19 protein-coding genes are annotated in these 23,028 nt (G+C 60.5%); all 19 read right to left on the reverse strand.

The features are described 5' to 3' along the window. Positions 1 to 56 precede the first annotated feature (56 nt). Positions 57 to 425, reverse strand: a complete 369-nt coding sequence (locus LAB08_RS23050) for a flagellar protein FlaG (RefSeq protein WP_096509555.1) — start codon at positions 423 to 425, stop codon at positions 57 to 59. 73 nt (positions 426 to 498) lie between these two features. Then, positions 499 to 1,350 carry a flagellin domain-containing protein gene (locus LAB08_RS23055; RefSeq protein WP_096509554.1) on the reverse strand — a complete coding sequence of 284 codons (852 nt, stop codon included), beginning with the start codon at positions 1,348 to 1,350 and terminating at the stop codon, positions 499 to 501. A gap of 253 nt (positions 1,351 to 1,603) precedes the next feature. Further along, complete coding sequence (locus tag LAB08_RS23060; RefSeq protein ID WP_096509553.1) at positions 1,604 to 1,873, reverse strand: hypothetical protein; 270 nt, start codon at positions 1,871 to 1,873, stop codon at positions 1,604 to 1,606. After that, positions 1,870 to 3,162 carry a motility associated factor glycosyltransferase family protein gene (locus LAB08_RS23065; protein WP_096509552.1) on the reverse strand — a complete coding sequence of 431 codons (1,293 nt, stop codon included), beginning with the start codon at positions 3,160 to 3,162 and terminating at the stop codon, positions 1,870 to 1,872. Before LAB08_RS23065 ends, LAB08_RS23060 begins: the two co-directional genes overlap by 4 nt. Before the next feature lie 97 nt (positions 3,163 to 3,259). Then, the gene (locus tag LAB08_RS23070) at positions 3,260 to 4,186 is read right to left on the reverse strand and encodes a ketoacyl-ACP synthase III (protein ID WP_096509551.1); all 927 of its coding nucleotides are present in this window, start codon (positions 4,184 to 4,186) and stop codon (positions 3,260 to 3,262) included. 229 nt (positions 4,187 to 4,415) lie between these two features. Continuing rightward, entirely contained in the window at positions 4,416 to 5,468 is a 1,053-nt protein-coding gene (pseI, locus tag LAB08_RS23075; protein ID WP_096509550.1) for a pseudaminic acid synthase, read from the reverse strand. Continuing rightward, entirely contained in the window at positions 5,465 to 6,967 is a 1,503-nt protein-coding gene (gene pseG, locus LAB08_RS23080) for a UDP-2,4-diacetamido-2,4,6-trideoxy-beta-L-altropyranose hydrolase (RefSeq protein WP_096509549.1), read from the reverse strand. The genes pseI and pseG overlap by 4 nt, the downstream gene beginning before the upstream one ends. Beyond that, positions 6,964 to 7,659: a pseudaminic acid cytidylyltransferase gene (gene pseF, locus LAB08_RS23085; protein WP_096509548.1), complete on the reverse strand. Its 696-nt coding sequence runs from the start codon at positions 7,657 to 7,659 to the stop codon at positions 6,964 to 6,966. The genes pseG and pseF overlap by 4 nt, the downstream gene beginning before the upstream one ends. A 6-nt stretch (positions 7,660 to 7,665) precedes the next feature. Continuing rightward, the gene (pseC, locus tag LAB08_RS23090) at positions 7,666 to 8,829 is read right to left on the reverse strand and encodes a UDP-4-amino-4,6-dideoxy-N-acetyl-beta-L-altrosamine transaminase (RefSeq protein ID WP_096509547.1); all 1,164 of its coding nucleotides are present in this window, start codon (positions 8,827 to 8,829) and stop codon (positions 7,666 to 7,668) included. Then, on the reverse strand, positions 8,826 to 9,827 hold the full coding sequence (gene pseB / locus LAB08_RS23095; RefSeq protein ID WP_096509546.1) for a UDP-N-acetylglucosamine 4,6-dehydratase (inverting): 1,002 nt from the start codon (positions 9,825 to 9,827) through the stop codon (positions 8,826 to 8,828). The genes pseC and pseB overlap by 4 nt, the downstream gene beginning before the upstream one ends. A 30-nt stretch (positions 9,828 to 9,857) precedes the next feature. Further along, positions 9,858 to 12,791 carry a TIGR00180 family glycosyltransferase gene (locus LAB08_RS23100; protein ID WP_096509545.1) on the reverse strand — a complete coding sequence of 978 codons (2,934 nt, stop codon included), beginning with the start codon at positions 12,789 to 12,791 and terminating at the stop codon, positions 9,858 to 9,860. A 50-nt stretch (positions 12,792 to 12,841) separates the two neighbouring features. Then, positions 12,842 to 13,579, reverse strand: a complete 738-nt coding sequence (locus LAB08_RS23105; RefSeq protein ID WP_096509544.1) for a cephalosporin hydroxylase family protein — start codon at positions 13,577 to 13,579, stop codon at positions 12,842 to 12,844. A gap of 16 nt (positions 13,580 to 13,595) precedes the next feature. Further along, positions 13,596 to 14,666, reverse strand: a complete 1,071-nt coding sequence (locus LAB08_RS23110) for a class I SAM-dependent methyltransferase (protein ID WP_096509543.1) — start codon at positions 14,664 to 14,666, stop codon at positions 13,596 to 13,598. Beyond that, positions 14,663 to 15,514, reverse strand: a complete 852-nt coding sequence (locus LAB08_RS23115) for an NAD-dependent epimerase/dehydratase family protein (protein WP_096509542.1) — start codon at positions 15,512 to 15,514, stop codon at positions 14,663 to 14,665. Before LAB08_RS23115 ends, LAB08_RS23110 begins: the two co-directional genes overlap by 4 nt. Next, positions 15,511 to 16,737, reverse strand: coding sequence for a class I SAM-dependent methyltransferase (locus LAB08_RS23120; RefSeq protein WP_096509541.1), 1,227 nt, complete (start codon positions 16,735 to 16,737; stop codon positions 15,511 to 15,513). The genes LAB08_RS23115 and LAB08_RS23120 overlap by 4 nt, the downstream gene beginning before the upstream one ends. Continuing rightward, the gene (locus tag LAB08_RS23125) at positions 16,734 to 17,294 is read right to left on the reverse strand and encodes a dTDP-4-dehydrorhamnose 3,5-epimerase family protein (protein ID WP_096509540.1); all 561 of its coding nucleotides are present in this window, start codon (positions 17,292 to 17,294) and stop codon (positions 16,734 to 16,736) included. The genes LAB08_RS23120 and LAB08_RS23125 overlap by 4 nt, the downstream gene beginning before the upstream one ends. Continuing rightward, entirely contained in the window at positions 17,291 to 18,373 is a 1,083-nt protein-coding gene (gene rfbG, locus LAB08_RS23130) for a CDP-glucose 4,6-dehydratase (RefSeq protein ID WP_096509539.1), read from the reverse strand. Before rfbG ends, LAB08_RS23125 begins: the two co-directional genes overlap by 4 nt. Then, on the reverse strand, positions 18,355 to 19,128 hold the full coding sequence (rfbF, locus tag LAB08_RS23135) for a glucose-1-phosphate cytidylyltransferase (RefSeq protein ID WP_096509538.1): 774 nt from the start codon (positions 19,126 to 19,128) through the stop codon (positions 18,355 to 18,357). Before rfbF ends, rfbG begins: the two co-directional genes overlap by 19 nt. A gap of 257 nt (positions 19,129 to 19,385) precedes the next feature. Beyond that, on the reverse strand, positions 19,386 to 22,970 hold the full coding sequence (locus LAB08_RS23140) for a glycosyltransferase (RefSeq protein WP_096509537.1): 3,585 nt from the start codon (positions 22,968 to 22,970) through the stop codon (positions 19,386 to 19,388). Positions 22,971 to 23,028 lie beyond the last annotated feature (58 nt).

A 23,028-nucleotide genomic window follows, 5' to 3' on the forward strand; every position in this document is an offset into this window, starting at 1 on the left:
GTCTTTTGACCACTACAACGCCCAAAAGAACATAGCAACAAAATTCGTGCCAGCGATCAGACTTTCGCGCTGAACAACAGGCTGCTTGCATCATTCAAACTATTGGCCAGTTTCAGGACTTCTTCGTTGGGGATCTGGCGGATCACCTCACCGGATTCACTGGCAATCACTTTGACTACAACTTTGCCGGAGGGCTCATCAATCGAGAACTCCAGGTTACGCTTGACCGATTGCACGAACTTTTCGATTTCCTGAACGGCCATCTTCAGTTTTTCCTGCTCGGCCTGATCGCTCTTGCTTTCATCCTTGACGGCACCCACGGGTGCGGACTCTGCCAGAGACTTATGCGCAGGCTTATCAGCAACAGTTGTCGTCGCCTGCTGGGGCGCCGGATAAGACAAGTTCAGCTTGACGCTCATATCCATGTCCATCACCTCTTAAAGTAAAAAGCGAGAGAGCACGACAAGCGCACTCCCCCGCCAAAAACTAACCCGGCTATTACTGAAGCAGTTTCAGTACAGCGGATGGCAGTTGGTTGGCTTGAGCCAGGATCGAGGTGGAAGCTTGTTGCAGAGTTTGTTGCTTGGTCAGCTGTGCAGTTTCAGCAGCGAAGTCGGTATCTTGTACGCGACCCAGTGCAGCACTGGCGTTTTCGTTGATGTTCTGCAGGTTGGAGATGGTGCTGGTCAGACGGTTTTGGGCAGCACCCAGGTCCGCACGGCTGGTGTTGATGGTTTTCAGTGCAGCGTCGATGGCGACGATAGCAGCGGCGCTGCTGGCTTCTGCAGTGGCGCTGTCGTTACCGGTGATGGCTACGGCGCCGGAGTCAACGCTCAGGGTGGCAGCATCGAAGCCGCTGTCCAGAGTGATGGTGATCTGGTTGGTTGCGCCAGTGTTGGAACCGACCTGGAAGGTCATGGTGCCAGCAGTGCCGTCGATCAGGTTCTTGCCGTTCAGGTTGGTCGACTTGGCGATACGAGTCAGCTCGTCCGACATGGTTGCGAACTCTTTGTTCAGAGCAGCGCGGTCGTCGGTACCGTTGGAGTCGTTTCGGGATTGAACAGCCAGTTCACGCATACGCTGCAGAATGTTGGTCTGCTCTTGCATCGCGCCTTCAGCGGTCTGAGCGATCGAGATACCGTCGTTGGCGTTTTTGATCGCCATGGTCTGACCACGGATCTGCGAAGTCATACGGGTAGCGATTTGCAGGCCGGCGGCGTCGTCTTTGGAGCTGTTGATTTTCAGGCCGGAAGACAGGCGAGTCATCGAAGTCGACAGAGCATCAGAAGCCTTGTTCAGGTTTTTCTGTACGTTCAACGATGTAACGTTAGTGTTTACGGTTAAAGCCATGACGAATTCCTCGTTGGTTGGGTACTGCGGCTTCCGGCCCTGGCAACCGCCGGGTATGGCCTAGAGAACCTTCGTAATAGTTATCGTCGGGTTTGCAACTTGCTTTAGGGGATTTTCAAAAAAAACTGCCATCACGTTGCCACCCCCCGTAAATAAAGGGCTTGGCAGCAATCGAGCAGCAAAAAAATGACGTCATGGAAATGCCGGCGACAGATTGGCGAGGGCTCGCCCGCGCCGGCAGAAGGGAAATTGTTTAAAAGGACAGACTGTCCGTCAGCAACTGGACCAATTCATATTCCAGATAATCAGCCAGCGCCAACCAGTTTTGCGCTTCCTGACATTCCAGCAGGCTACCGAGCACGGCCAGCCACTGCCGCTGAACGCCTTCAGGCGCAACGTCGAAGGATGCCTGTATCGCAGTGGCCAGCTCGATCATCACCAGACCGGCTTCCACATCACGCCCCAAACGGAACATCACTGCGCAGCGTTGTGCCTCGCTGACAAAGGACTCTACCGCACTCATACCGCCAGCTCCGGATGAAACGACGTGCCGGCGATCATCGCCCCGGCCCGACTGCTGTTATAGAAATGCACCCCAGGATGGTCGGCGATATATCGCTCCAGTTCGCACAGGTAACTGCGGAAGTTGAGCTGGGTCTTGATTCGCTGCCCGTGACCATCGAGCACCCAATGCCTGGCTGCACCGAGTTGCGGCCCGAGGTCACCGTCGCCCCAACCGGCATGGGTCTTGTCACCGGGGAAGGCAAAGTCGGCACCGAACAGGGTAATGTGCGCCGCGCCGATTTTCACCGCCAGGTCCACTGCCGGATGGATGACACTGCCACCATGATGGAGCTGGCCTCGTGGCAACTGGTGACGCAATGACTGGTACATCGGGCTGGCGGAATACGCGGCATACCGTTTGCCCTGCCAGGCCTCCACTACCTGCGGATCGACCATGGGCATATAAACCAGGCGGATATCCGACGTGCCTTCGGGCGGCAGATGCCGAGCCGAGATGCGCTGATCGATGCTGACCACGATGTCGGGGTGAATCCCGTGGTTAAGCAGCGGTCGGTAGGCGGTATCGACACAGATAAACAAAGGTCGCTTCGCCTGATTGCGCAGTGCCTGTAATGCTTCGAAATGCAGCTCCAGGCTCGGCCCGGTGGCGATGACGAATACGTCCTGGCCTTGCCACGTACCGAACAGTTCAGCCACATCGCCATCGGTCGGTAGTCGTTTCAGGCTGGCCTGCAAACGCTCGACGATCTCCGGCGCCTGGGGGGCGAATTCACGATTATTGAAGGTCAGGTGAGTTTCGCTGATCAACCGGTCGCGAATCTTGGCATTGAAGTCATCCGCCAGCACCAGCTCTGATGGCAAGGCGAAATAGGGCAACTGAATCTCGGGAAGATCCCCGGCAAAAAGCAGTTCCACCCGAGGATCACTGAGCCAGGGCTGCTGATCGATCAGTTGCAGCACCAGCGAAAACACCGCGCCATTGAGGATGTGCACATATAAACGCTCGAGCCCGGTACGCTGCAGCAAATCCATGGGCAGATCGCCCAAACCGGTGCCGTAGACGTGCAGCACCTGGCTGTCGGCCGGCAGGCTGTCGGCCTGAAGCCTGGCCTCACGGGTACGGTCATGACGGCTGGTCAGCTGGATCCCGTTGATGCTCAGGGTCGAGCCCAGGCCCTCTACCAGATCAGCCTGCAACGCATTCGTGTCTTCAATCAGCAAACGCGCATACAGTGCCGGCCAGCGGCGCTGTATGACTTGTGCGTTGCGCTCAAAGAACTCGCTCATGGGGCCTCGCTTTTCATTGGGGCAAAAAAATAGCGCTCAAGGTACACCTTGAACGCTTTTTTTTGTGCCTGATTTTTATGACCGGGATGCGAGTGGCTCAGGGGCGATAGATGATCGCCGAACCCCATGACAACCCGACACCGAAACCACTGATCGCAATGCGATTCCAATTGGAGTCCAGCACGTGCTTCTCCAACAGCAGCGGGATGCTCGACGACACCGTGTTGCCCGTCTCGACCATGTCTTTGACAAACTTGGCAGGGTCGCCTTCGAAGCGGCGCGCCACGGCATCGACGATCGCCGCACTGCCCTGGTGAATGCAGAAGGCATCGATATCGTCAGGGTTCAGCCCCGAATCGTCGAGCAATTGGTGCAAGTGCGCCGGGACTTTAAGCAGCGCGAAGTTGAAAACCTGACGGCCGTTCATGTAGAACACCCCGTCCGTGACTTTCAGGTGCGGCGCACCGGAACCGTCGGTGCCGAACTTGGCCTTGCCCAGTTCCCACACAGGCTGTTCGCCCATCCAGGTCACCGTGGCGGCATCGCCAAACAGCATGGTGGTGTTGCGATCTTCCGGGTCGACGATCTTGGAGTAGGGATCGGCGGTGATCAGCAAGCCATTTTTCAGGCCTGCGGCCTCCATGAAGCCTTTGAGCGCGTAAATGCCATAGACGTAGCCGGAGCAGCCCAGGGAAATATCGAACGCCGCCACGGTCGTTGGCAGGCCCAGTTTGTCCTGAACGATGGCCGCGGTGTGCGGCAGGCCTTCTTCGTCGCCGTTCTGGGTGACGACGATCAGCGCGTCGATGGATTCACGTTTCAAATCGGGATTGTTGGCGAACAGCGCGTTGACTGCTTCGACACACAGGTCCGAGGTTTCCTGCCCGGCGTCCTTGCGCGGCAGGAAGGCCGAACCGATCTTGCCCAGGATGAACTCTTCATCCTTTTCGAATTTTGCACCTTGTGCGTAATTGTCCACGCCGGCTACAGGAACGTAGCTCGCAATGCTTTTTATGCCAATCATTACGGCTTCCCAATAATAAACAGCCCAATACCACCGCTCGCAAGGAATCGAGGGGCGCCGACAAACAGAGAAAAGCGTCGCCCCCAAGGCAGCGACAACGGGAAGAATAAAAGGCCATCACTGGGCCAAACAGGCACCAGGCGCCACCTTCCCGAGCAATACAATACAGTGAAGATGCCCGTTATGACTCGCAGGTCACTCTATTTTGCCGAATCAACCCCGAATGGGGTTATTCGACAAGGGGCCAATCCAGCGGCGTGCCACGCTTGATGGCGTGGCGGGCGCGGCGTCCCAGAAGGGTTTGCGCGTGCTTGGGGGCCAATCCCAGGCCTGGACGGATAGCACGCAGGTTCTCCGGGGTGAAGGGCTCGCCGGCTGCCATGTCCCGTGTGACGTACAGCGAACGGCGAAATACCAGGGACTTGCGTTCGGCTTCGGTAGCGCCGTACTGCACCTGCCCCATGGCCTGCCAGGCTCGCTCGGTTTCAATCACCAGGCTGGCCATTTGCTCAGGTTCCAGCGAGAAACTGGCATCCACACCGCCGGCTGAACGGTCGAGGGTGAAATGCTTCTCGACCACCGTCGCCCCCAACGCTACCGCCGCCACCGACACCCCGACGCCCATGGAGTGGTCGGACAGCCCCACCTGACAGCCAAACAAATCGCGCAGATGTGGAATCGTGCGCACATTGCTGTTGGCCGGCGTTGCCGGGTAAGTGCTGGTGCATTTGAGCAACACCAGATCCTTGCACCCGGCCTCACGGGCGGCACGCACGGTTTCGTCGAGTTCGGCGATGCTGGCCATGCCAGTGGAGATAATCAAGGGTTTACCGGTCGCAGCGACCCGGCGAATCAAGGGCAAGTCAGTGTTTTCAAAACTGGCGATTTTGTACGCCGGCACGTCCAGGCTCTCGAGGAAATCCACCGCGCTGTCATCGAATGGCGTGGAGAACGCCACCATGCCCAACGCCTTGGCGCGGGCGAAAATCGGAGCGTGCCATTCCCATGGCGTGTAGGCCTTTTCGTACAGCGCGTACAACGAAGTACCCGACCAAAGGCTGTCTGGATCCTTGATGAAGAATTCGCCTTCGCACAGGTCCAGCGTCATGGTCTCGGCGGTATAGGTCTGCAGCTTCAACGCATGCGCGCCGGCCTTGGCCGCAGCTTCGACGATCTGCAACGCCACCTCCAGGGACTGATTATGGTTGCCACTCATCTCGGCAATGATGAACGGCGGCGCGTCAGCACCGATCAAGCGGTTGCCGATCTTGAAACTGGTCATGGGCGGTGATCCTTCAATACGCGCGTGAACGCGCAAACACTCTGGGTGAAACCGGCTTCGCGAAAGGTCTTCAGCGACGGCTGGTTGGTCGGCAGAATCTCGGCGGCAAGGGTGTCCAGTTGCGGCCAGCGGGCGGTGACAAAGTCTTCGCCCCGTGACAGCAGTGCGCGGCCCCAGCCCAGCCCGAAACGGCCTTCGAACAGATAAATCGAAACCTTGGCTTCATGACCATCAATGTCATAGCGCAACACACCGATCGGGCCGTCATCGGCTTCGGCGATCAGCAACAGGCGCTGGTCATTTTTCAAACTCGCGGCCAGCCAGGTTTGGTGCGCCGGCCAGTCAATGACGCCTGAGTCCAGTGATGAATGCCGCACCGCCTCTGCATTGCGCCCGTCAAACAACAGTTGTGCATCCTCAAGCTTTGCCGGGCGCAGTTGCAAAACCGCCCCGACCAGCGCCGCAGCCACACGTTGCGCACCACGGCCATCAACCAGTTGCCGTGAACGATCGGCCAGGCTCTGGCGAAGCCCCTGATTGCCCGCGATAAAAGCGACGGCCTGACGCAACTGCTCGACGCTGACGTACTCGCGCGCTCCGAGGAACACATGGGCCCCGCAAGCGCCCATCACCTCACCGTTGGCCTGCTGGTTGTTCGACACCGCAATGCAGATCGTCGGCAGCCCCATGGCCGCCCTCTCCCAACTGGTTCCACCACCGGCACCGATAAACAAATCCGCTTCGGTCATCAGCGTGTAGAAGTCGCTGACAAAACTGTGCAGGCGCCAGTTGGGACGGTCGGCCGCCAACACCTGCATCTGTTCCCAGGCCGGATTGTCGGCACCGGCGACGAAATCGACCTCCAGCTCATGGAAATCAGCCATTGCCAACATCGCGTGGTGGGTCTGCATCGCCACATCGAACCCGCCGAAATTGACCAGTACCCGCCTGACCCGGGGCTTGATCTCGATGGCTGGGCAGCGAAACTCATCGCGCAGCATGGCAAAGCGTGGGCCCAACAGCGTCCGGCAACCCGATGGCAACAACGAGCCATAGGCCTGTGGCGTGCCTGACAGGTTCTGATTGAGCAACAGATCGACGTCGTACCGACGGGTCGCGAGATCATCCACCGCAGCGATGCGAGGCGCCAGGCGGCGCGCAGCCGTTTGCCAGTGATGGTCGAGGCCATAGTGATCGACCAGTATCCAGTCGAACGCCGCATGATTTTCCAGCAGATGAGCCAATGCCTCGATGTCCGCCTGCCAGGGCAGTAAGGATTCGATGGCCTGTTGCGGGTCTTCATCAGGGTAGCGATCGGGTAGCGCGAAGGTTTCAAAGCCTTCGGCTGCCAGACTGTCCAGCCGATGCCCCGGTAACCGGCGACAGGCGAAAGCCACATGAGCCCCGTGTTTGCGCAAGGCTCTGGCCAGTGGCAAACAGCGGGCGATGTGGCCGCTGCCAATGGTCGGCGAGGCATCGGAGCGAATCAGCACTCTCATTGCAGTTCACCGCCTCTTTTGAGCGCGTCATACAGGTATTCGGCGCGCGTCCAGTCTTCTGCGGTGTCGATGTCTTGCACCAGGTGACGCGGCAGAATCACCGGCAGGCTCGCGGGTGAAAACAACGCGTCGCCGCGCAACCAGGCTTCGCTGCGCCCCCAATAGAACTGCCCGGCGTCCTGATACGCCTCGCACAGATCCTGGGAACGGGTGTTGCGAAACTCCGGGTAGAGCGCGGTCAAGGCGCCTTGCGCGTCGAGGGTCAGGGCACGTTGCACCGGGAATCCGAACCCGGCCACGGAAAACGCGAATGACTTGTCCGGATGCTGCATCAGCAACTCATACCCCTGACGCAGATAACGCGCCTGCAACAGTGGCGCGGTGGCGTAGAGGCAACAGGCAAAATCGAACGTCTCGAGCTGCTGCAAGGCATGGGCGATCACCGCCGCCGTACCGGTGAAATCATCGGACAACGACGCCGGCCGCATAAAGGGCACCTCGGCACCGTGGGCCCGCGCCACCTCGGCGATCTCGGCGTCGTCAGTGCTGACGATCACCCGGTCGAACAGCGCCGACTCCAGCGCTGTGCGGATCGAACGGACGATCATCGGCACGCCGTCGAACGGTTTGAGGTTTTTGCGCGGAATTCGTTTGCTACCGCCCCGGGCCGGAATAATCGCAACGCAGCTCAAGACTCTTTACTCCTCAAGGACCAGCCGACGCAGGTGCTCGACCACGTGGTCCTGTTGTTCATCGCTCAGCAACGGAAACAGCGGCAGGCTGATGGCCTGCGCGTAATAACGCTCGGCCTGTGGGAAATCACCCTCGGCAAAACCCTGCTCGCGATAGTACGGCTGTAGATGCACCGGAATATAGTGCAGGTTCACCCCGACGCCGGCCGCCCGCAAGCCTTCGAATACCTGGCGATGACTCAAGTTGATGGCATCCAGATGCAACCGCACGACATACAGATGCCACGCCGATTCGGCTTCGGACTGAGGGCCGGGAAGGGTCAATGGCAGATCCGCCAGCAACCGGTCGTAACGCGCCGCCAGTTCGCGACGACGCTCGATGAAGCCCTCAAGCTTGCTCAATTGCGACAAGCCAAGGGCCGCTTGCAGGTCGGTGATGCGGTAATTGAAACCCAATTCCACCTGCTGGTAGTACCACGGGCCGTGGCTGGCCTCGGTCATTTGCTGCGAATCGCGGGTCATGCCGTGGCTGCGCAGACGTTGCAGACGCTCGGCCAGCTCCGGCCGATTGGTCAACACCATGCCGCCTTCGGCACTGGTGATGATCTTCACCGGATGGAAACTGAACACGGTCATCGCCGCGAATTCGCCACAACCCACCGGCCGCCCGGCATAGGACGCACCGACGGCGTGGGACGCGTCTTCAATCACGGTAAAACCATAGCGCTCGGCCAGTTCGGCAATGCGGCGCATGTCGCAGCTCTGCCCCGAGAACGCCACGGCCACCAGCACTTTGGGCAAGGTCCCGTCGCGCTCGGACTGCTCCAGCTTCAACGCCAGTGCATTGGCGTCGAGGTTCCAGGTGAGTGGATCGATGTCGACAAAATCCACGTCGGCACCGCAGTAACGACCGCAGTTGGCCGAGGCCAGAAAGGTGTTCGGCGTGGTCCACAAACGGTCGCCCGGCCCCAGTCCGGCGGCCAGACAAGCAATGTGCAGCGCCGCCGTGGCGTTGCACACCGCCACGGCAAAATCCGCCTCGCAACGTTCGGCCATCGCCTGTTCGAAACGCTCGATGGTCGGCCCCTGGGTCAACCAGTCGGACTGCAACACGGCAACCACCGCATCGATGTCTGCCTGATCGAGGCTTTGCCGACCGTAGGGAATCATGCCGACAGCCCCGCATGCAGCTCGGCGATCTGGCCGACCGAGAGAAACTTCGGATTGGTATCGGAGCGATACTCGAAGTCTTCGCCGACAGGTCGGCCCCGCTCGCCCAGCTTGTCCACGGCAAAATCCACGTCGACGCTGGTGAAACGGATCGACGGCTGAATCGTGTAGTGATCGGCGAACTCCAGGGTCATGCGCGCGTCATCCAGCGGCACCATCAGTTCGTGGAGCTTTTCTCCCGGACGAATGCCAACGTGTTTATGCGGCAGATGCTCGGCCATGCCCAGGGCCAGATCGACAATGCGAATCGACGGGATCTTTGGCACGAACACTTCGCCACCGTGCATGCGGGCGAAGCTGTCGAGCACGAACTGCACACCGTGGTCCAGGGTGATCCAGAAGCGGGTCATGCGCTCATCGGTGATCGGCAACTCTTTCGCGCCCTGCGCAATCAAATGGCTGAAGAACGGCACCACTGAACCCCGCGAGCCGGCGACGTTGCCGTAGCGAACCACGGAAAACCGGGTTTGCTGTTCACCGGCAATGTTGTTGGCGGCGACGAACAGTTTGTCCGAAAGCAGCTTGGTCGCGCCGTACAGATTGATCGGGCTGGCGGCCTTGTCGGTGGACAGTGCCACGACTTTCTTCACGCCGTTGTCGATGGCGGCGGCGATGATGTTTTCCGCGCCATTGACGTTGGTGCGAATGCACTCGGTCGGGTTGTACTCTGCCGCCGGCACTTGCTTGAGCGCAGCGGCGTGCACCACATAATCGATGCCCCGCATGGCCTGGCGCAAACGCTCGGCGTCGCGCACGTCACCCAGGAAGTAACGCATGCACGGTGCATTGAACGTCTGCTGCATCTCGTACTGTTTGAGCTCATCGCGGGAGAACACCACCACGCGCTTGGGCTGGTATTGCTCCAGCAAACGGCGGATGAAGTTACGGCCGAACGAGCCGGTGCCGCCGCTGATGAAAATGGATTTACCGTTGAACATGCCTTGAGTCCTATTACCTGTCAGCCAGGCTTAAGCGAGCAACTGCGCCCAGTTCACACTGGAAGCTTCGCGAAGGGTAAAGCCCTTGCCGGTCAGGGCCAGGTTCTGGTTGTAGGCGGCATCCTGTACAAAGCGTGCCTGCCATTTATCACGCAGGGCTGCGGCCAATTGAGGTTCATCAGGCAACAGTCCCGGGTGGAGCAACTGGGCTTGCGGGCACCACACGGTCAGGTAGCCGGCGTCGGCGACTTTCAGGCACAGGTCGATATCGGCAAACGCCTCGTCGAAATGTTCTTCGTCCAGACCACCTACGGCCTGGTACACATCCTTGCGGATCATCAGGCAGGCACCGGACACCGCCGAATAGTTCTGCTCCACCTGATGGCCGAACAGATAGCCCTTGGCGTCTTTGCGTTCGCCGACAAAAGCCGAGCCCACCAGGCCATTGAGACCCAGAATCAAACCGGCCTGGGTCGTCACACCACGAATATCCATCAGTTTGGCGCCGACGATACCGACCTCCGGACGCTGCGCCTGGTTAAGCAGGGCGTCGAGCCAGTTGGCGTTGAACACTTCGGCCTCGGCCGACAGCAGCACCAGGTATTCACCCTTGGCTTCGTTGACCGCCAGGTTGTGCAGCGCCGAAGTGCTGAGGCGCTGACCGCTGCGCAAGATACGAATACGCTCGCCCTTGCCTTCCAGGCTGCTCAACCAGGCCAGCAGCTCAGGTGACTGGCTGTGGTTGTCGGCGATCAATACTTCATGACGCTGGTATCGGGTGCGTTGCAGCACGCTGACCAGGGCCCGTTGCAGAGGCTCCAGATTGTCCTGGCTGTGCAGGATGATCGAGACCTGCGGACGCTCGGCGTGCTGGTAATCGATTTGCCAGGTCTGCGGCAACGTCGAGCTGACTTGACCGCGGTAGCCACGGTTCGCCAGATGGCGCGTGAGCACCCGGCGCTCCTCGCTGTTCTCCTCTTCGACCGGCGCATTGGCTATCAGCAATGGCTCGGCCAGGTGCGCCAGACCGTTCAGGCCACCGTCTTCAATCAAACGCAGCAAAAGGTCGAACTCCAGCGCGGTAGGGAACTCTGGCGAGTAACCTTTGGCTTGAACCAGCACATCACGCTTGATCAACCAGTGCCGCGCCATCAAGGACGGGACGGTTTGCAGCAAATCGAGGTTCACCCCCGGACGGAATACATCCGTCAGGGCACCATTGGCCTTGCGCTGGATTTCGTCCATGGCCACTGCGCGGATACCTTCTGCCCCGAGCAATTCAAGGCTGGCACGCAGCAAGCCGCTGGGGGTCAGTTGATCACCGGCCTCAGCCAGCAGGATCCAGTCGGCGCTCGACTGATTCACCACCTGGTTGATGCGCTCTACATAGTTGGTGGTGCTGACTTTGACAAAGTGCACGGTGTCGCGCACCGACGTGGAGGCCGGCAACTCGCCCGTGGTGAAGACCATGACCTTGAAGGCCCGGCAATGACCATTGACCAGGCTGTCGAACGTCGCCTGCAACTTGAACATGTCCGCTTCCAGGTCCAGCAGCAAGATACCGAACTGCGGCCCGCCATCGTGCGCGGCCAGGTGGCTGGCAATCGCCGGTAACTGCCCGGCTTCGGGATTGCGTGCGTCGAGCCAGTCGAGCAGGCGGCCGGACGGCATCTTCTTGAACAGCGCGCGCTCGTCCTGCCTTGGCAACGAATCCAGACGCTCGGCCCAGGCCTGCAGCTTGATCCCTTCGGCCTCTTCTTCGGTCCCCATCAATGATTGGGCAAGACCCTTGACCACCGAACGGTTGAACCGGTTGAGTCCGTAGGCCTCCCACAGACGGGCACGTAGCGTGCGTTCATTGTCATTGGGCTGGACCCGCATCAGCTCGGTCTGGCGAAGCAGGATGCCTTCCAGCTCCTGGAGCTGCAAACGACCGGCGGGCATGGCGTGCAGCAAAAATTCGAACTCGGTCAGCAGGTCGAACATCGGCTTGTTGTAGAACGGCATTTCGACGAACTGCTCGGGCCCGAACGTACGAACGGGCTCACGCCCCGGCTCGGTCCACACTGATCGGAAAATCATATTGCCTTTGAGCGAGCGGCCTTCGAGCAGGCATTCGGCCATGGCGGCAAAACTGTCCAGCGCAATCTGTTTGACCCGGGCCGGATCCTGATCGCCCAGTTGCGTCGGCAAGGACGCCAGGAACTCGGCAAACTGGTCACGCTCGGCAACCGATTTCGCGTCCTTGTAGGTCAGCACGGTCAAGACGTTGGTGTTGTGTTCCGAGGCGCCATAGTTGATCTCGCGCACGGCAAAAGGAATCGGTAGCACCCGCGCCTTGGCACAAGCCAGCAGGAAGTACGTATGGCCAATTTCCTGCCACTCGAAACTGGTGCCGGCCGGTAACAGGCTGTACCACTGTTGCAGCAGATCGGTGCGAGTCACCGCATAGAACGGCGGCAGGAACTGGCCCATGAATTCCATGAGCCGAACCTCAGGCTGCTGCGCGTTGTAGTCTTCCTGGACGCGCTTGTCGCGACGGTAGTAATTCACTTCCGTGGCGCGTGCCAGGTACATCATCCCGTAGCCATGACACAGGCCGTAATCCGGGTTGGCTTCGAGAAATTCCAGCGACTCGGTCAATGCGCCGTGCAGCAGGAAATCGTCATCGGCGGCAAACACCATATAGGGCGTGGTGACCTGATTGACGCCGTAGGTGATTTTGTCCTGGAAGCCCTTGTAGGTGTACTGCGGCAAATGGCGATAGTCGACCGACGGGAAGTCCTCGGCCATGTGCTCGTCGCCTTCGACCGAGGAGTCCAGCACCAGCACCGTGCAGGGATAGTTGCTGTAGTACTGCAAGGTACGTCGCAGGAACGCGTTCCGGTTGTGGGAAATCACCACCACCGTCAACCGCTCGTCCAGCGGCGCGACATTGTTTTGAGTACTGTTTTGCACTTGCATCTGTCTATCCCCACAACCGGCCAATCGCCAGGAACCTGAACTGTTTTTGATTAACGAACGCGACGCAGGTAGCCGTCCGGCGCCACGGAGATCAGCAGCTTGTTTTGCATTTGCTGGTCGATTTCGAAGTCCTTGTTTTCCTCCAGGTACTTCCACACCGCCGTCTTCGGGTTATCGCCCGGGCCCCATGGACGGTCCGGAAAGAAGTCGGCCGGCATGTCTTCAACCACGGTGTCCATCACCACGCAGTAGCTGTCCACCGAAACCAGGGGTGCGTAGAGGCGCAACTCTTCGAGCACGTGGTCGTGGGTGTGGTTGGAGTCGAGTACCAGGATGACTTTCTTGCCTTCGGCGGCGGCGCGTACCTGGGCGGCAATGGCAGGGTCGATGCTCGAGCCTTCGATCATCTTGATGCGCTTGCTCATCGGGTGGCTTTCGATGGCTTCGCGGTTGTGTGCACGGATGTCCAGGTCAATACCCAGTACTTCGCCGTGACCTTGCAGCTCCAACAGGGAGGCGTAGTAGATGATCGAGCCGCCATGGGCGATGCCGCATTCAATCACCAGGTCCGGTTTGACCTGCCAGATGATTTCCTGCATCGCCATCATGTCTTGCGGCAACTGAATGATCGGCCGCCCCATCCACGAGAAGTGGTAGCTGTATTTGTGTTTGGCCGATTCGTTGAAGAAATCCTTGGCCAGACCCACGAGTTTCTGGTCGTCGCCCTGACGGGCGATTTCTGCCTGGCACTCGGCTTCGAAGGCTTTATTGATGGTGTTGTCGGTCATTTTAGAATCTCAATAGTCACTGGAACGAAGCGCTGTCGACGGCGTGATAGACGTAGCGTCCATCGGTCATCCGCCTGATTTCTTCGAGGTAGTTGGAATTCATCACAAACAGGTTGGCACCTTCAGGCAAGGCGTCCATGGCCTCTTGCGGCGAAGACACGCGCACGCCGCTCAAGGGCAGGTAGCGCCCTTGCTTGGCCGGGTTGATATCCACGACGCGATCCACCGCCACACCAGCCCGTTGCAGAAACAGCGAATAGATCACGCCTTTGGACGACGCCCCCCAAATCGCCGAACCCTGCCCGGGTGCGGCCTGGATGATCTGCACCGCACGCTCGAGGCTGGCGGTGAAACCCTCGGGCAACACCAGGCGTGACACCGGTTGTTCGGGGGTCAGGCGCAGTGTCGCCAGGTCGGCGACGACGTACAGGTACTGGCCGCCAAACAGGTGGCCGGCCTCATGTACCGTGCCGAACATCCGGCGCAGATCATCGAGGCGGAAATAGTTGACGTGCTCGTAAAACAGGTCGAACCAGGCTCGGTGTTCAACGATCCAGTCCAGGCAAGGCACTTCGATGTAGATCTGCCCGCCCTGATTGGCCTCGGCCATCTGGGCCAGAAAGCCCATCGGGTCCTGGATGTGCTCCAGTACATGACGCAGCACGATGGCGTCCGCCGCCAGACCGAGGCCACGGGTGAAGGGCGCCTTGATCACATCGGCGTTATCGCCTTCGTAGGCCGGATCGATACCGGTGATGGCATACCCCAGGTCCTTCAGCAGCTCCAGGAAATAGCCTTTGCCGCAGCCGACTTCGATCAGTTCCTGGCCCTTGAAGTGCCGGGCAATGATGCCTTCGACATCGCTCAGGTGTTTCTGGAATTGGCCGGAGTGCGCCTGCTCGTTCTGATAGTCGGCATCGTAGCTGAGCTTGTCGGCGTCGAACGCCGCGTTGAAGATCAGACCGCTGCGCTCATCCTGCACCAGCAACATGTCGGCACTGGCCGACGCCTTGGCCGATTCCGGATCGGCAAAGGTGCGGTTCTGCAACACCGGCAGGTCGGTGACCCGATACAACTCGTGCCTCATTGCTCTGCTCCCAATAACTGTTGCAAGCGCTCGGTCACCGCCCAGAACGCCAGCGGTTCGTGGGTCGGATACGGGTAGTGGCCGAGGTTCAGGCCGAGAGTCGCGCCGCGTTCGCGCAAGCGCTGTTCGACCAGCGCCCGCACCGAAACCGGTTGGCCGCTGGCGCAGTTGATCGTGCCGTCGAAATCGCGCTTGTGCAGGATCGCGGCGAGGTGCGCGGTGGCCGTTTCAATCGCCAGGAAGTCCCGCAGCTGTTCACCCGCCGACATGTTGAACGTCACGTCGCCGGCGTCGATCGCCCGGTCCAGCGCCGCCAACAGGCTGTTGGGGTTCTGCCCGGCGCCGTGCAGATAAAACAGACGCGCCCACTGCAGCGTGAACGGATGCGCCTGCTGCAGGTTTTGCAAAAACAGGTGCAGGGTGTGTTTGGCCAGACCGTAGGGATTGGCCGGCTGCGCTTCGTTCTCCTCGCTCAGCGGACCACTCTGCATGCCGTACTCGAAGCAGGTTCCGGTCACCATCACCTGCTTCACGCCCGCCTCGACCGCGCCTTTGATGAAGCGGTAGTCGGCCATCAGGTTGTGCTCGAAATGGAACAGTGCCCGATAGTTCGGCAACCCCGGCCATGCCAGGTGCGCCAGTGCATCGACGCCCTCGGTCAGCGCGCCGATATCCAGACTCGCCGCGTGAATATCCGCACTCACGAACTCGACGTCATTGATCCACGGCATGCTCGCGGCGGTTTGCACATTGCGCGCGACCGCTCGCACCGTGCAGCCACGGGCCAACAATGCCGCAACCAGATGACGACCGACGAAACCGGTGGCCCCGGTGACCAGAACCCTCACAGCACGGTCAACTCAGGCACGGCGATCACGAACCGGCCATCCCACTGCCGTACCTGCGCGAGCTGCTGGCTGACTTCGTGCAACAGGTTCCACGGCAGCACCAGGACGTAGTCCGGTTTTTCGATTTCGATCTGCGCGGGCGAAACGATTGGAATGCGGCTGCCCGGCAAATATTTGCCCTGCTTGTGCGGGTTGGCATCGGCGACCCAGGCCAGCAGGTCCGGCTTGACCCCGGCGTAGTTGAGCAAGGTGTTGCCCTTGGCGGCGGCGCCGTAGCCGACCACACGCTTGCCATCGGCCTTGGCCTGCAACAGGAAGCGCAGCAGCTCGTGCTTGATGCGCTCGGCGGCCGGCGCGAGGCTTGTGTAGTACTCGGGGGTCTTCACCCCGGCGGCGAGTTCGGCCTGCAACTGTTGCCGGACCGCCGGTTGCACCTGACGACGCTCGCCATCCTGACGCTGGACGAAAACCCGCAGCGAACCGCCGTGGGTCGAGAGCTGGCTGACGTCGAATACTTCCAGGCCATTACGCTCGCACAACGTTTGCACGGCGGTCAGTGACAGATAGGAATAGTGCTCGTGATACAGCGTGTCGAATTGCTGCCCGGCCATCAGCGTCAGCAGTTGCGGGAACTCGAATGTCGCCACACCCGTCGATTTGAGCAGGGTCGCGAAACCGCCGAGGAAATCATTGATGTCCGGCACATGCGCCAACACGTTATTGGCGGCCATCAGGTCGGCGCCCCAGCCTTCGCTATTTAACTGCGCGGCGGTGTCGCGACCGAAAAACAGCTCGCGAATCTCCAGGCCTTTTTCCCGTGCCGCTTGTGCGGTGCTGCGGGTCGGCTCGACACCCAGGCAAGGAATGCCGCGCCCGGCGACGTACTGCAACAGGTAACCGTCGTTGGCGGCAACCTCCACCACACGGCTGTCGGCGGTCAGGCCGAAACGCTCGACCATCTCGGCCACATACTGCTCGGCATGGGCCAGCCAGGTGCTGGAGAACGAACTGAAATAGGCGTACTCGGCATCGAACAGGCTGTCGGCGCGGGTGTAATCCTCGGTCTGCACCAGCCAGCACTGCTGACACACCGCAACCTTCAAGGGCACCCACTGCTCGGCTTGCTCCAACTGATCGGCACGCACGTAGGCGTTGGACGGCGGCGAGGTGCCGAGATCGATCAGCGGCAAGGTCAACGGAGTCCCGCAACCACGGCAATTCATACACGCACTCCAGCAAAGTGTTCATCGAGCAAGGGATGGCTGGAATCCCGCGCCGACAGATTATTGACAGGCAACGGCCAGGCAATCGCCAGCCGCGGATCGTTCACCGACAACCCGCCTTCGTGCGCAGGCGTGTAATCGTTGCTGTGCAGATAAAGCAGCTCGGCATCGGCACTGAGGGTCTGGAAGCCGTGGGCGAACCCGGCCGGGATCAGCAGACTGCGCCCATCACCGGCGCGCAGGTGCTCGGCGTGCCAGTGCAGGAAGGTGTCGGAGTCGGGGCGCAAATCCACCGCCACGTCCCACACTTCACCGCGCAGGCACGTGATCAACTTGGCTTCCGGCGCATGGGCGTTCTGGTAATGCAGGCCGCGCACAGTGCCGCGTTCGTGGGTGCAGGAATGGTTGATCTGGCGGATGTGAAACGCCTGGCCGAAGGCGTTCAGGCTGCCCTCGCAAAACAGCCGGGCGAAGTGCCCGCGCTCGTCTTCGAAGCGTTTGTGCTGCACGCTGAACAGCCCGTCCAGTGGCAATGCCTTCAACAGAAATTCGCTCACAACGCGCCTCGGTACAGGTTCAGCTGGCTCAAGGTGATGGCGCGCATGTCATCGCCGTTCTGCCACGCCAAATGCCAATCCAGGGTCTGGGTCAGGCATTGCTGCAACGACCAGCGAGGTTGCCAGGCCAGCAATTGACGGGCACGACTGCTGTCCAGGCGCAGCAGGCCGGCTTCATGTAAGTCGCTCGGCTCGATGCGCAGCCCGCGGGCTTGCGGCCAGCGATGGGCGAGCAACTCGACGACTTCGCCGACGCTGCACATATCCGCCTCACTCGGGCCGAAGTTCCACGCGCCAGCGAATTGCGGGCCTTGCTCATACAGGCCGGCAGCCAGTTGCAGATAACCGGCCAGCGGCTCAAGCGCGTGCTGCCATGGGCGCACGGCGTTAGGGAAGCGCAGGGTCACGGGCTCGTTCGCCGACCAGGCCTTGAGCACGTCGGGAATCAAACGCTCCGGCGCGAAATCACCACCGCCCAGCACGTTGCCGGCGCGGGCCGTGGCCAGGGCCAGGCCGTGCTCGGCATGACGCTCGGCCGGGAAGAACGAGGCCGCGTAAGACTGCGCCAGCAACTCGCAGCAAGCCTTGCTGCTGCTATAAGGATCGTGTCCGCCCAGTGCTTCGTTCTCGCGATACGGCCACAGCCATTCCTGATTGGCGTAGACCTTGTCGGTGGTCACCAGCACACAGGCACGGACGCCGCCGACCTGGCGGATGGCTTCCAGCAGGTTGAGGGTCCCCATGACGTTGCTGGAGTAAGTCCCCAACGGGTCGCGATAACCCTCGCGCACCAGCGGCTGGGCCGCCAGGTGCAGGACGATTTCCGGCTGGGTCTCGGCGATCAGTTCCAGCAAGGCGCCGAGGTCACGCAGGTCGCCTCGCTGATCGTTGATGCCTTCGTGCACGCGCGCCAGTTCGAACAGGCTCGGCTCGGTGGACGGATCGAGGGCAAACCCGCTGACCTCGGCCCCCAGGCTCTGCAACCACAACGTCAACCAACTGCCCTTGAAACCGGTGTGGCCGGTGACCAGAACCCGCTTGCCGCGCCAGAATTGCGGGCTCAGTCCCATTGCTTCCATGGGGCCTCCCCGCTCTGCCACAACGACTCCAGGTGGTTCTTGTCACGCAGGGTGTCCATCGGATGCCAGAAGCCCTCGTGCTGGAAGGCTTGCAACTGTTGTTCGCTGGCCAGCTTCGTCAGCGGTTCGGCTTCCCATGAGGTGTGATCGGCGGCGATGTAAGGCAAGACCTTTGGCGAAAGGACGAAGAAGCCGCCGTTGATCCAGCCGCCGTCGCCACGCGGTTTCTCGGTGAAACCCAAGACCCTGTCGCCATCGCGCTCCAGGGCGCCATAGCGTCCCGGCGGTTGCACCGCGGTCACGGTGGCGAGCTTGCCATGGCTCAGGTGGAAGTCGACCAGTGCACCGATGTTGAGGTCCGAAACGCCGTCACCGTAGGTGAAACAGAACGCTTGCTCGTTTTCCAGATAACGCGAAGCGCGACGCAAACGCCCGCCGGTCATGGTTTCTTCACCGGTGTCGATCAGCGTGACGCGCCATGGCTCGCTGTAGTTCTGGTGAACATCCATGCGGTTGTTGCACATGTCGAATGTGACGTCGGAGGTATGCAGGAAGTAGTTGGCAAAGAAGTCCTTTATCGCATAGCCCTTGTAGCCAAGGCAGATCACGAAATCATGAATCCCGTGAGCGGAGTACTGCTTCATGATGTGCCAAAGAATTGGCTTGCCGCCGATTTCAATCATTGGCTTAGGCTTGAGGTGCGACTCTTCGCTGATCCGCGTACCGAGACCACCTGCCAGAATTACTGCCTTCATCCTCTCCCCTCTTGTTCGTCACAGGGCTCAACCAAGCTTGATCAAGCTTTTGCAGGCCGCCGGGCTAAAACATTGGCCGTGTCCGGCGCGCGCGGGCTGGCCGCAAGCGCTCGTTTTATGGCGATATAGGGACGACTTGCAGGAAGCGCGCCAGCTCTACAGGCAGGGTACAGACGGTGCTCTTGATGAACCTTCGGGCATAAAAAAACGCAGTCGAGAATGAGTCGACTGCGTTTTTTGTGGGTTGCCTGAAAGGATCAGTCCGGCAACCAACCCCACAACCAATGCTGGAGGTTATCGCCGCGCAGCATGAAATCGCGGTGCACTGCCTCGCGCAGTTCATCGCCCATGCGATAGCTGGCATCGGGATCGGCCAGGTGCATGCGGATCGCCTGCAACCATTCCTCGGTACTGTTGCTGTAGACCCTGGTGCACGGCAAGTGGCCGCGATAGGCCGCAGTGTCGGTGCAGATCACCGGGTAACCGCAGGCACCGTACTCCAGCAGGCGCAGGTTGCTCTTGCAGTCGTTGAAGATGTGGAACTCCAGCGGCGCCAGTGCCAGGTCGAGGTTCAGGCTCGCCAATTTGTACGGGTAGCCTTGAAAGCCGGTGGTGGAATGAAACTCGTGAATGTACGGCCGCAATGCCTCCGGGCACATGCCGAAAAAGACCCACTCGACTTCATTCGCCAATTCACGCACGACCTCGGCAATGATTTCCAGGTCGCCGGTGTGGCTGGTGCCGCCGCCCCAGCCGACACGCGGCTTGCCAGACGTTCGGCGCCGGCTGGTCAACGTGGCCCAAGGGACCGGCGAGAGCATGTTGGGCACCACGCGAATATCACTGTGCATGCTCGACAGGGCATCGGCCAGCGGCTGGGTAGTGACCACCACGCGATCGCACAAAGCGATGCCTTCGCGCAGCATCTGCTCGGTGTTCACCGGCTTGTTACGGGCATGGGTATTCTTTTTCGGCGCGCTGACAACGTAGTCGTCGAGCTCGAAAATCCGCAGGGCGCCGGAGTATTTTTTCATGCGCAGAATGTCACCTGCCGCGCCTTCGCTGTAGCGCCCTTGCAACACGATGGTGTCCGGCGACAAGCGCTCGATCTCCACGGTCGACGGCGACTCGTAAGCCACTCTGGCGATCACCCGGCCCGCCGCCTGAAGTTCTTCCAGCGGTGCAGTCACCCGGTAAATGCCGACCGCCGTGCTGTTCACTGGCAGGCCCAGGACCAGCGGCAAGGCGCGGGTGCAAAACGGGTTCCAGTTGTGGCGCAGCGAAGCCTCCAGACTGAAACTCGAAACGCCAAGACTGAGTGCCGGACTGTAGGCCGGATCCCTGGCGATTTTCGGCAGCCACTTGCAGTAGAACGCTTCCTGCTCCCGCTCTTGCTCCTGCTCCAGCAACGCTTGCGACGAACGCCGGGCCGGCACAGCCTCGTGGGGCATCAGCACGACACTGGCGTAAGGGGTCCAGACCACCAGGTAACCGGCCTTGCTCGCCCGCAAACACAGATCGACGTGGCTCAAATCCAGGCTGAACGTCCTGTCGTCAAAGCCTCCCACTTCGTCGAGTGCCTGCTTGCGCAGCATCAGGCAGTGATTGCTCACTGCACTCCAGTTCTGAGTGACATGCAGGCGCTGCATGTAGCCACGGGACCCGGCCGCCTCGCCCTGGAACGGCGAGCCCACGGGGCCCGCCAGCCCGAGGATCAAACCGGCACTGACTATCGTGCCCTCGGGGCTGAGAATCCGCGCACCGACCACGCCCACTTCAGGACGCCGGGCATGATTGAGCAATTCGTCCAGCCAGTCGCCGTCGCCAATCACCGCTTGCGCACTGAGCAGCAACAGGTACTCGCCACGCGCCTGCTCCGCGGCAAAATTGTGAATGGCGGCGTCATTGTCATCACCGGCGTAACGCAGTACCCGCAACATCGCGGCACCCATTTGCGCCATCGCCGCCAGCCAGTCGAGCATGGCCTGGTCATCGGTCCCGCTTTCGACGATCAGGATTTCGTACTGGGTGTAAGCGGTGCGCTCGATCACGCTTTCAATGCAACGCTGCAAGGCGTAGAGCGAATCCGCTGTGCGCACGATGATCGACACCAGGGGCCGGGCGCCGTGCGAATAATCGATGCGATTGATCAACGGCAGCTCTTCATGCCGGATAGCATGGGCCACGCCCAAACGGTCCAGGTGCGCACTGACCATCCCGGCATTGCGATCGATCACAGCGGGCAATGACAACCAGTTGGCGTAGGTCAGGCTCGATTCAACTTGTATTTCGGCGATGTGCTCGATGGTCTGCGGACCGGCTTCCTCCACCAGACGCCACAACAGGTCATGGGGCGCCAATTCGCCATGGGCCGGATCGAACCCGCCCAGCGCCATGAAGCGCTGACGTTCGAATGCCAAGGTGCGCCCGACGTAGGGATAAGCACGCATCAGATCGAGGTTGAAGTCCGGCTTGAACACCGGATCGATGGACTCCCCGTCGAACAGCGCACCCTCGTCGCTGTAGGCACACAGGATGCCTGGAGAACCGGCAACCCGTTCGGCCAGAATCAATAGCGCAGACTCGCGCAAGGTGTCGCCGGCCCGAAGCAGATAAAACCAGTGGGCGCCCTCCAGTTGCGGCACGACAGCATTGAGCTGCTGTGCCCACTCGGCCTGCCAGGGCAACTGCACCACGCGCTCACCGGCGACATCACTCGCGTCGGACAGTACGATCACCGCTTGCGGCGCATAGAGCTGGGATTCGATGCTCTGCAGCGTGGTTTTCAGTGCGGCACTGTCGGCATCGCTGTCGATCACGATCGGCACGATTTGGGGCTTGAACGCCCAGGTGTCGATACGCTGCGGCATCAAGCGCCGCTCGACGTCCGAGAACCTGCGGACCGCCAGCCATTCGCGGTAGAAATCGGCGTAACTGCCACTCTCACCACCCACCCGGCCATTCACCACGGTGTTGCGGTTGCCCAGAATTCGCACGACGCACAACTCTTCCCAGGCATGGGGTTGATCGCTGATTTTCGCCAGATCGATGAAACGCACCCAACCCGAAGCCGGCGCCGACTCGCCACTGCGAGCCGCCAGCATCTGAGTCAACCAGCTCCACTCCTGGAGGGTGGCCTTGACCATCTCCGGGGTTTTGCTCAGACGCTCCGGGTACAAGCGCTCTGTACTGAGCACGGTATTGAGCGAAACCAGATTGCCGCGACGCATCAGGCACACGAACAAGGCGAAATCGAGCATGGCGACAAACCCGGCGCCTTCCTGGATCAGCGCTGGCAACAGCTCCAGCACATCGGCGCGGCGCATCAGGGTCGAGCTGAAATTGCCGATGAAATTCTTCGGCGTGCCTTCGAAGATCGCCAACATGTCCTCACCTTTGAACAAGGCGTCATTTGGCGAGAACCGGCAGTTGTCGACCCGCGATGGCAGGATGAAGTTGCCGGCGTCACTGAACATGCGCAGAGCGAGCACCAGATTGACATCGGCATGATCGATCAACACCTGCGCCTGCAAGGCGATGCTGGGAGAAAACAGGCGATCGTCGTCGCACAAGACCTTGATGAACTCGCCCCGAGCCTCTTGCACGCAACGCAGTACGTTTTTCTGCAAGCCCAGACGCTGAGGATTGCGCAGGTAGCGAACCGGGTGAGCCTGCTCGGTAAACGACTCGACAATATCGCGAATCTCATCACCCACGGAGTCGTCACACACGACGATTTCGATGGGCTGATAAGTCTGCGCGAGCGCACTCTCGAGCGCCTGGCTGAAAAAACGCGGGTTGAACGCAGGGATAACGATGCTGACGAGGGGATGTTGATTCACGGCGGGAAACTCTCGAGCGGCGGGTTTCTACCCTTTCGGGCAGAAACTCCGGAACCGC

The sequence above is a fragment of the Pseudomonas izuensis genome (assembly GCF_002356535.2).
GTDB classification, from domain to species: domain Bacteria; phylum Pseudomonadota; class Gammaproteobacteria; order Pseudomonadales; family Pseudomonadaceae; genus Aquipseudomonas; species Aquipseudomonas izuensis.

Bases quoted from the DNA above. Each gene is read 5' to 3' on its own strand.
- rfbG (WP_096509539.1), bottom strand. From the start codon at position 18,373: ATGGAAGCAATGGGACTGAGCCCGCAATTCTGGCGCGGCAAGCGGGTT.
- pseG (WP_096509549.1), bottom strand. From the start codon at position 6,967: ATGAGAGTGCTGATTCGCTCCGATGCCTCGCCGACCATTGGCAGCGGC.
- pseB (WP_096509546.1), bottom strand. From the start codon at position 9,827: ATGTTCAACGGTAAATCCATTTTCATCAGCGGCGGCACCGGCTCGTTC.
- LAB08_RS23070 (WP_096509551.1), bottom strand. From the start codon at position 4,186: ATGATTGGCATAAAAAGCATTGCGAGCTACGTTCCTGTAGCCGGCGTG.
- LAB08_RS23110 (WP_096509543.1), bottom strand. From the start codon at position 14,666: ATGAGGCACGAGTTGTATCGGGTCACCGACCTGCCGGTGTTGCAGAAC.
- LAB08_RS23105 (WP_096509544.1), bottom strand. From the start codon at position 13,579: ATGACCGACAACACCATCAATAAAGCCTTCGAAGCCGAGTGCCAGGCA.
- LAB08_RS23100 (WP_096509545.1), bottom strand. From the start codon at position 12,791: ATGCAAGTGCAAAACAGTACTCAAAACAATGTCGCGCCGCTGGACGAG.
- LAB08_RS23120 (WP_096509541.1), bottom strand. From the start codon at position 16,737: ATGAATTGCCGTGGTTGCGGGACTCCGTTGACCTTGCCGCTGATCGAT.
- pseC (WP_096509547.1), bottom strand. From the start codon at position 8,829: ATGATTCCCTACGGTCGGCAAAGCCTCGATCAGGCAGACATCGATGCG.
- LAB08_RS23065 (WP_096509552.1), bottom strand. From the start codon at position 3,162: ATGAGCGAGTTCTTTGAGCGCAACGCACAAGTCATACAGCGCCGCTGG.
- pseI (WP_096509550.1), bottom strand. From the start codon at position 5,468: ATGACCAGTTTCAAGATCGGCAACCGCTTGATCGGTGCTGACGCGCCG.
- LAB08_RS23055 (WP_096509554.1), bottom strand. From the start codon at position 1,350: ATGGCTTTAACCGTAAACACTAACGTTACATCGTTGAACGTACAGAAA.
- rfbF (WP_096509538.1), bottom strand. From the start codon at position 19,128: ATGAAGGCAGTAATTCTGGCAGGTGGTCTCGGTACGCGGATCAGCGAA.
- LAB08_RS23050 (WP_096509555.1), bottom strand. From the start codon at position 425: ATGGATATGAGCGTCAAGCTGAACTTGTCTTATCCGGCGCCCCAGCAG.
- LAB08_RS23060 (WP_096509553.1), bottom strand. From the start codon at position 1,873: ATGAGTGCGGTAGAGTCCTTTGTCAGCGAGGCACAACGCTGCGCAGTG.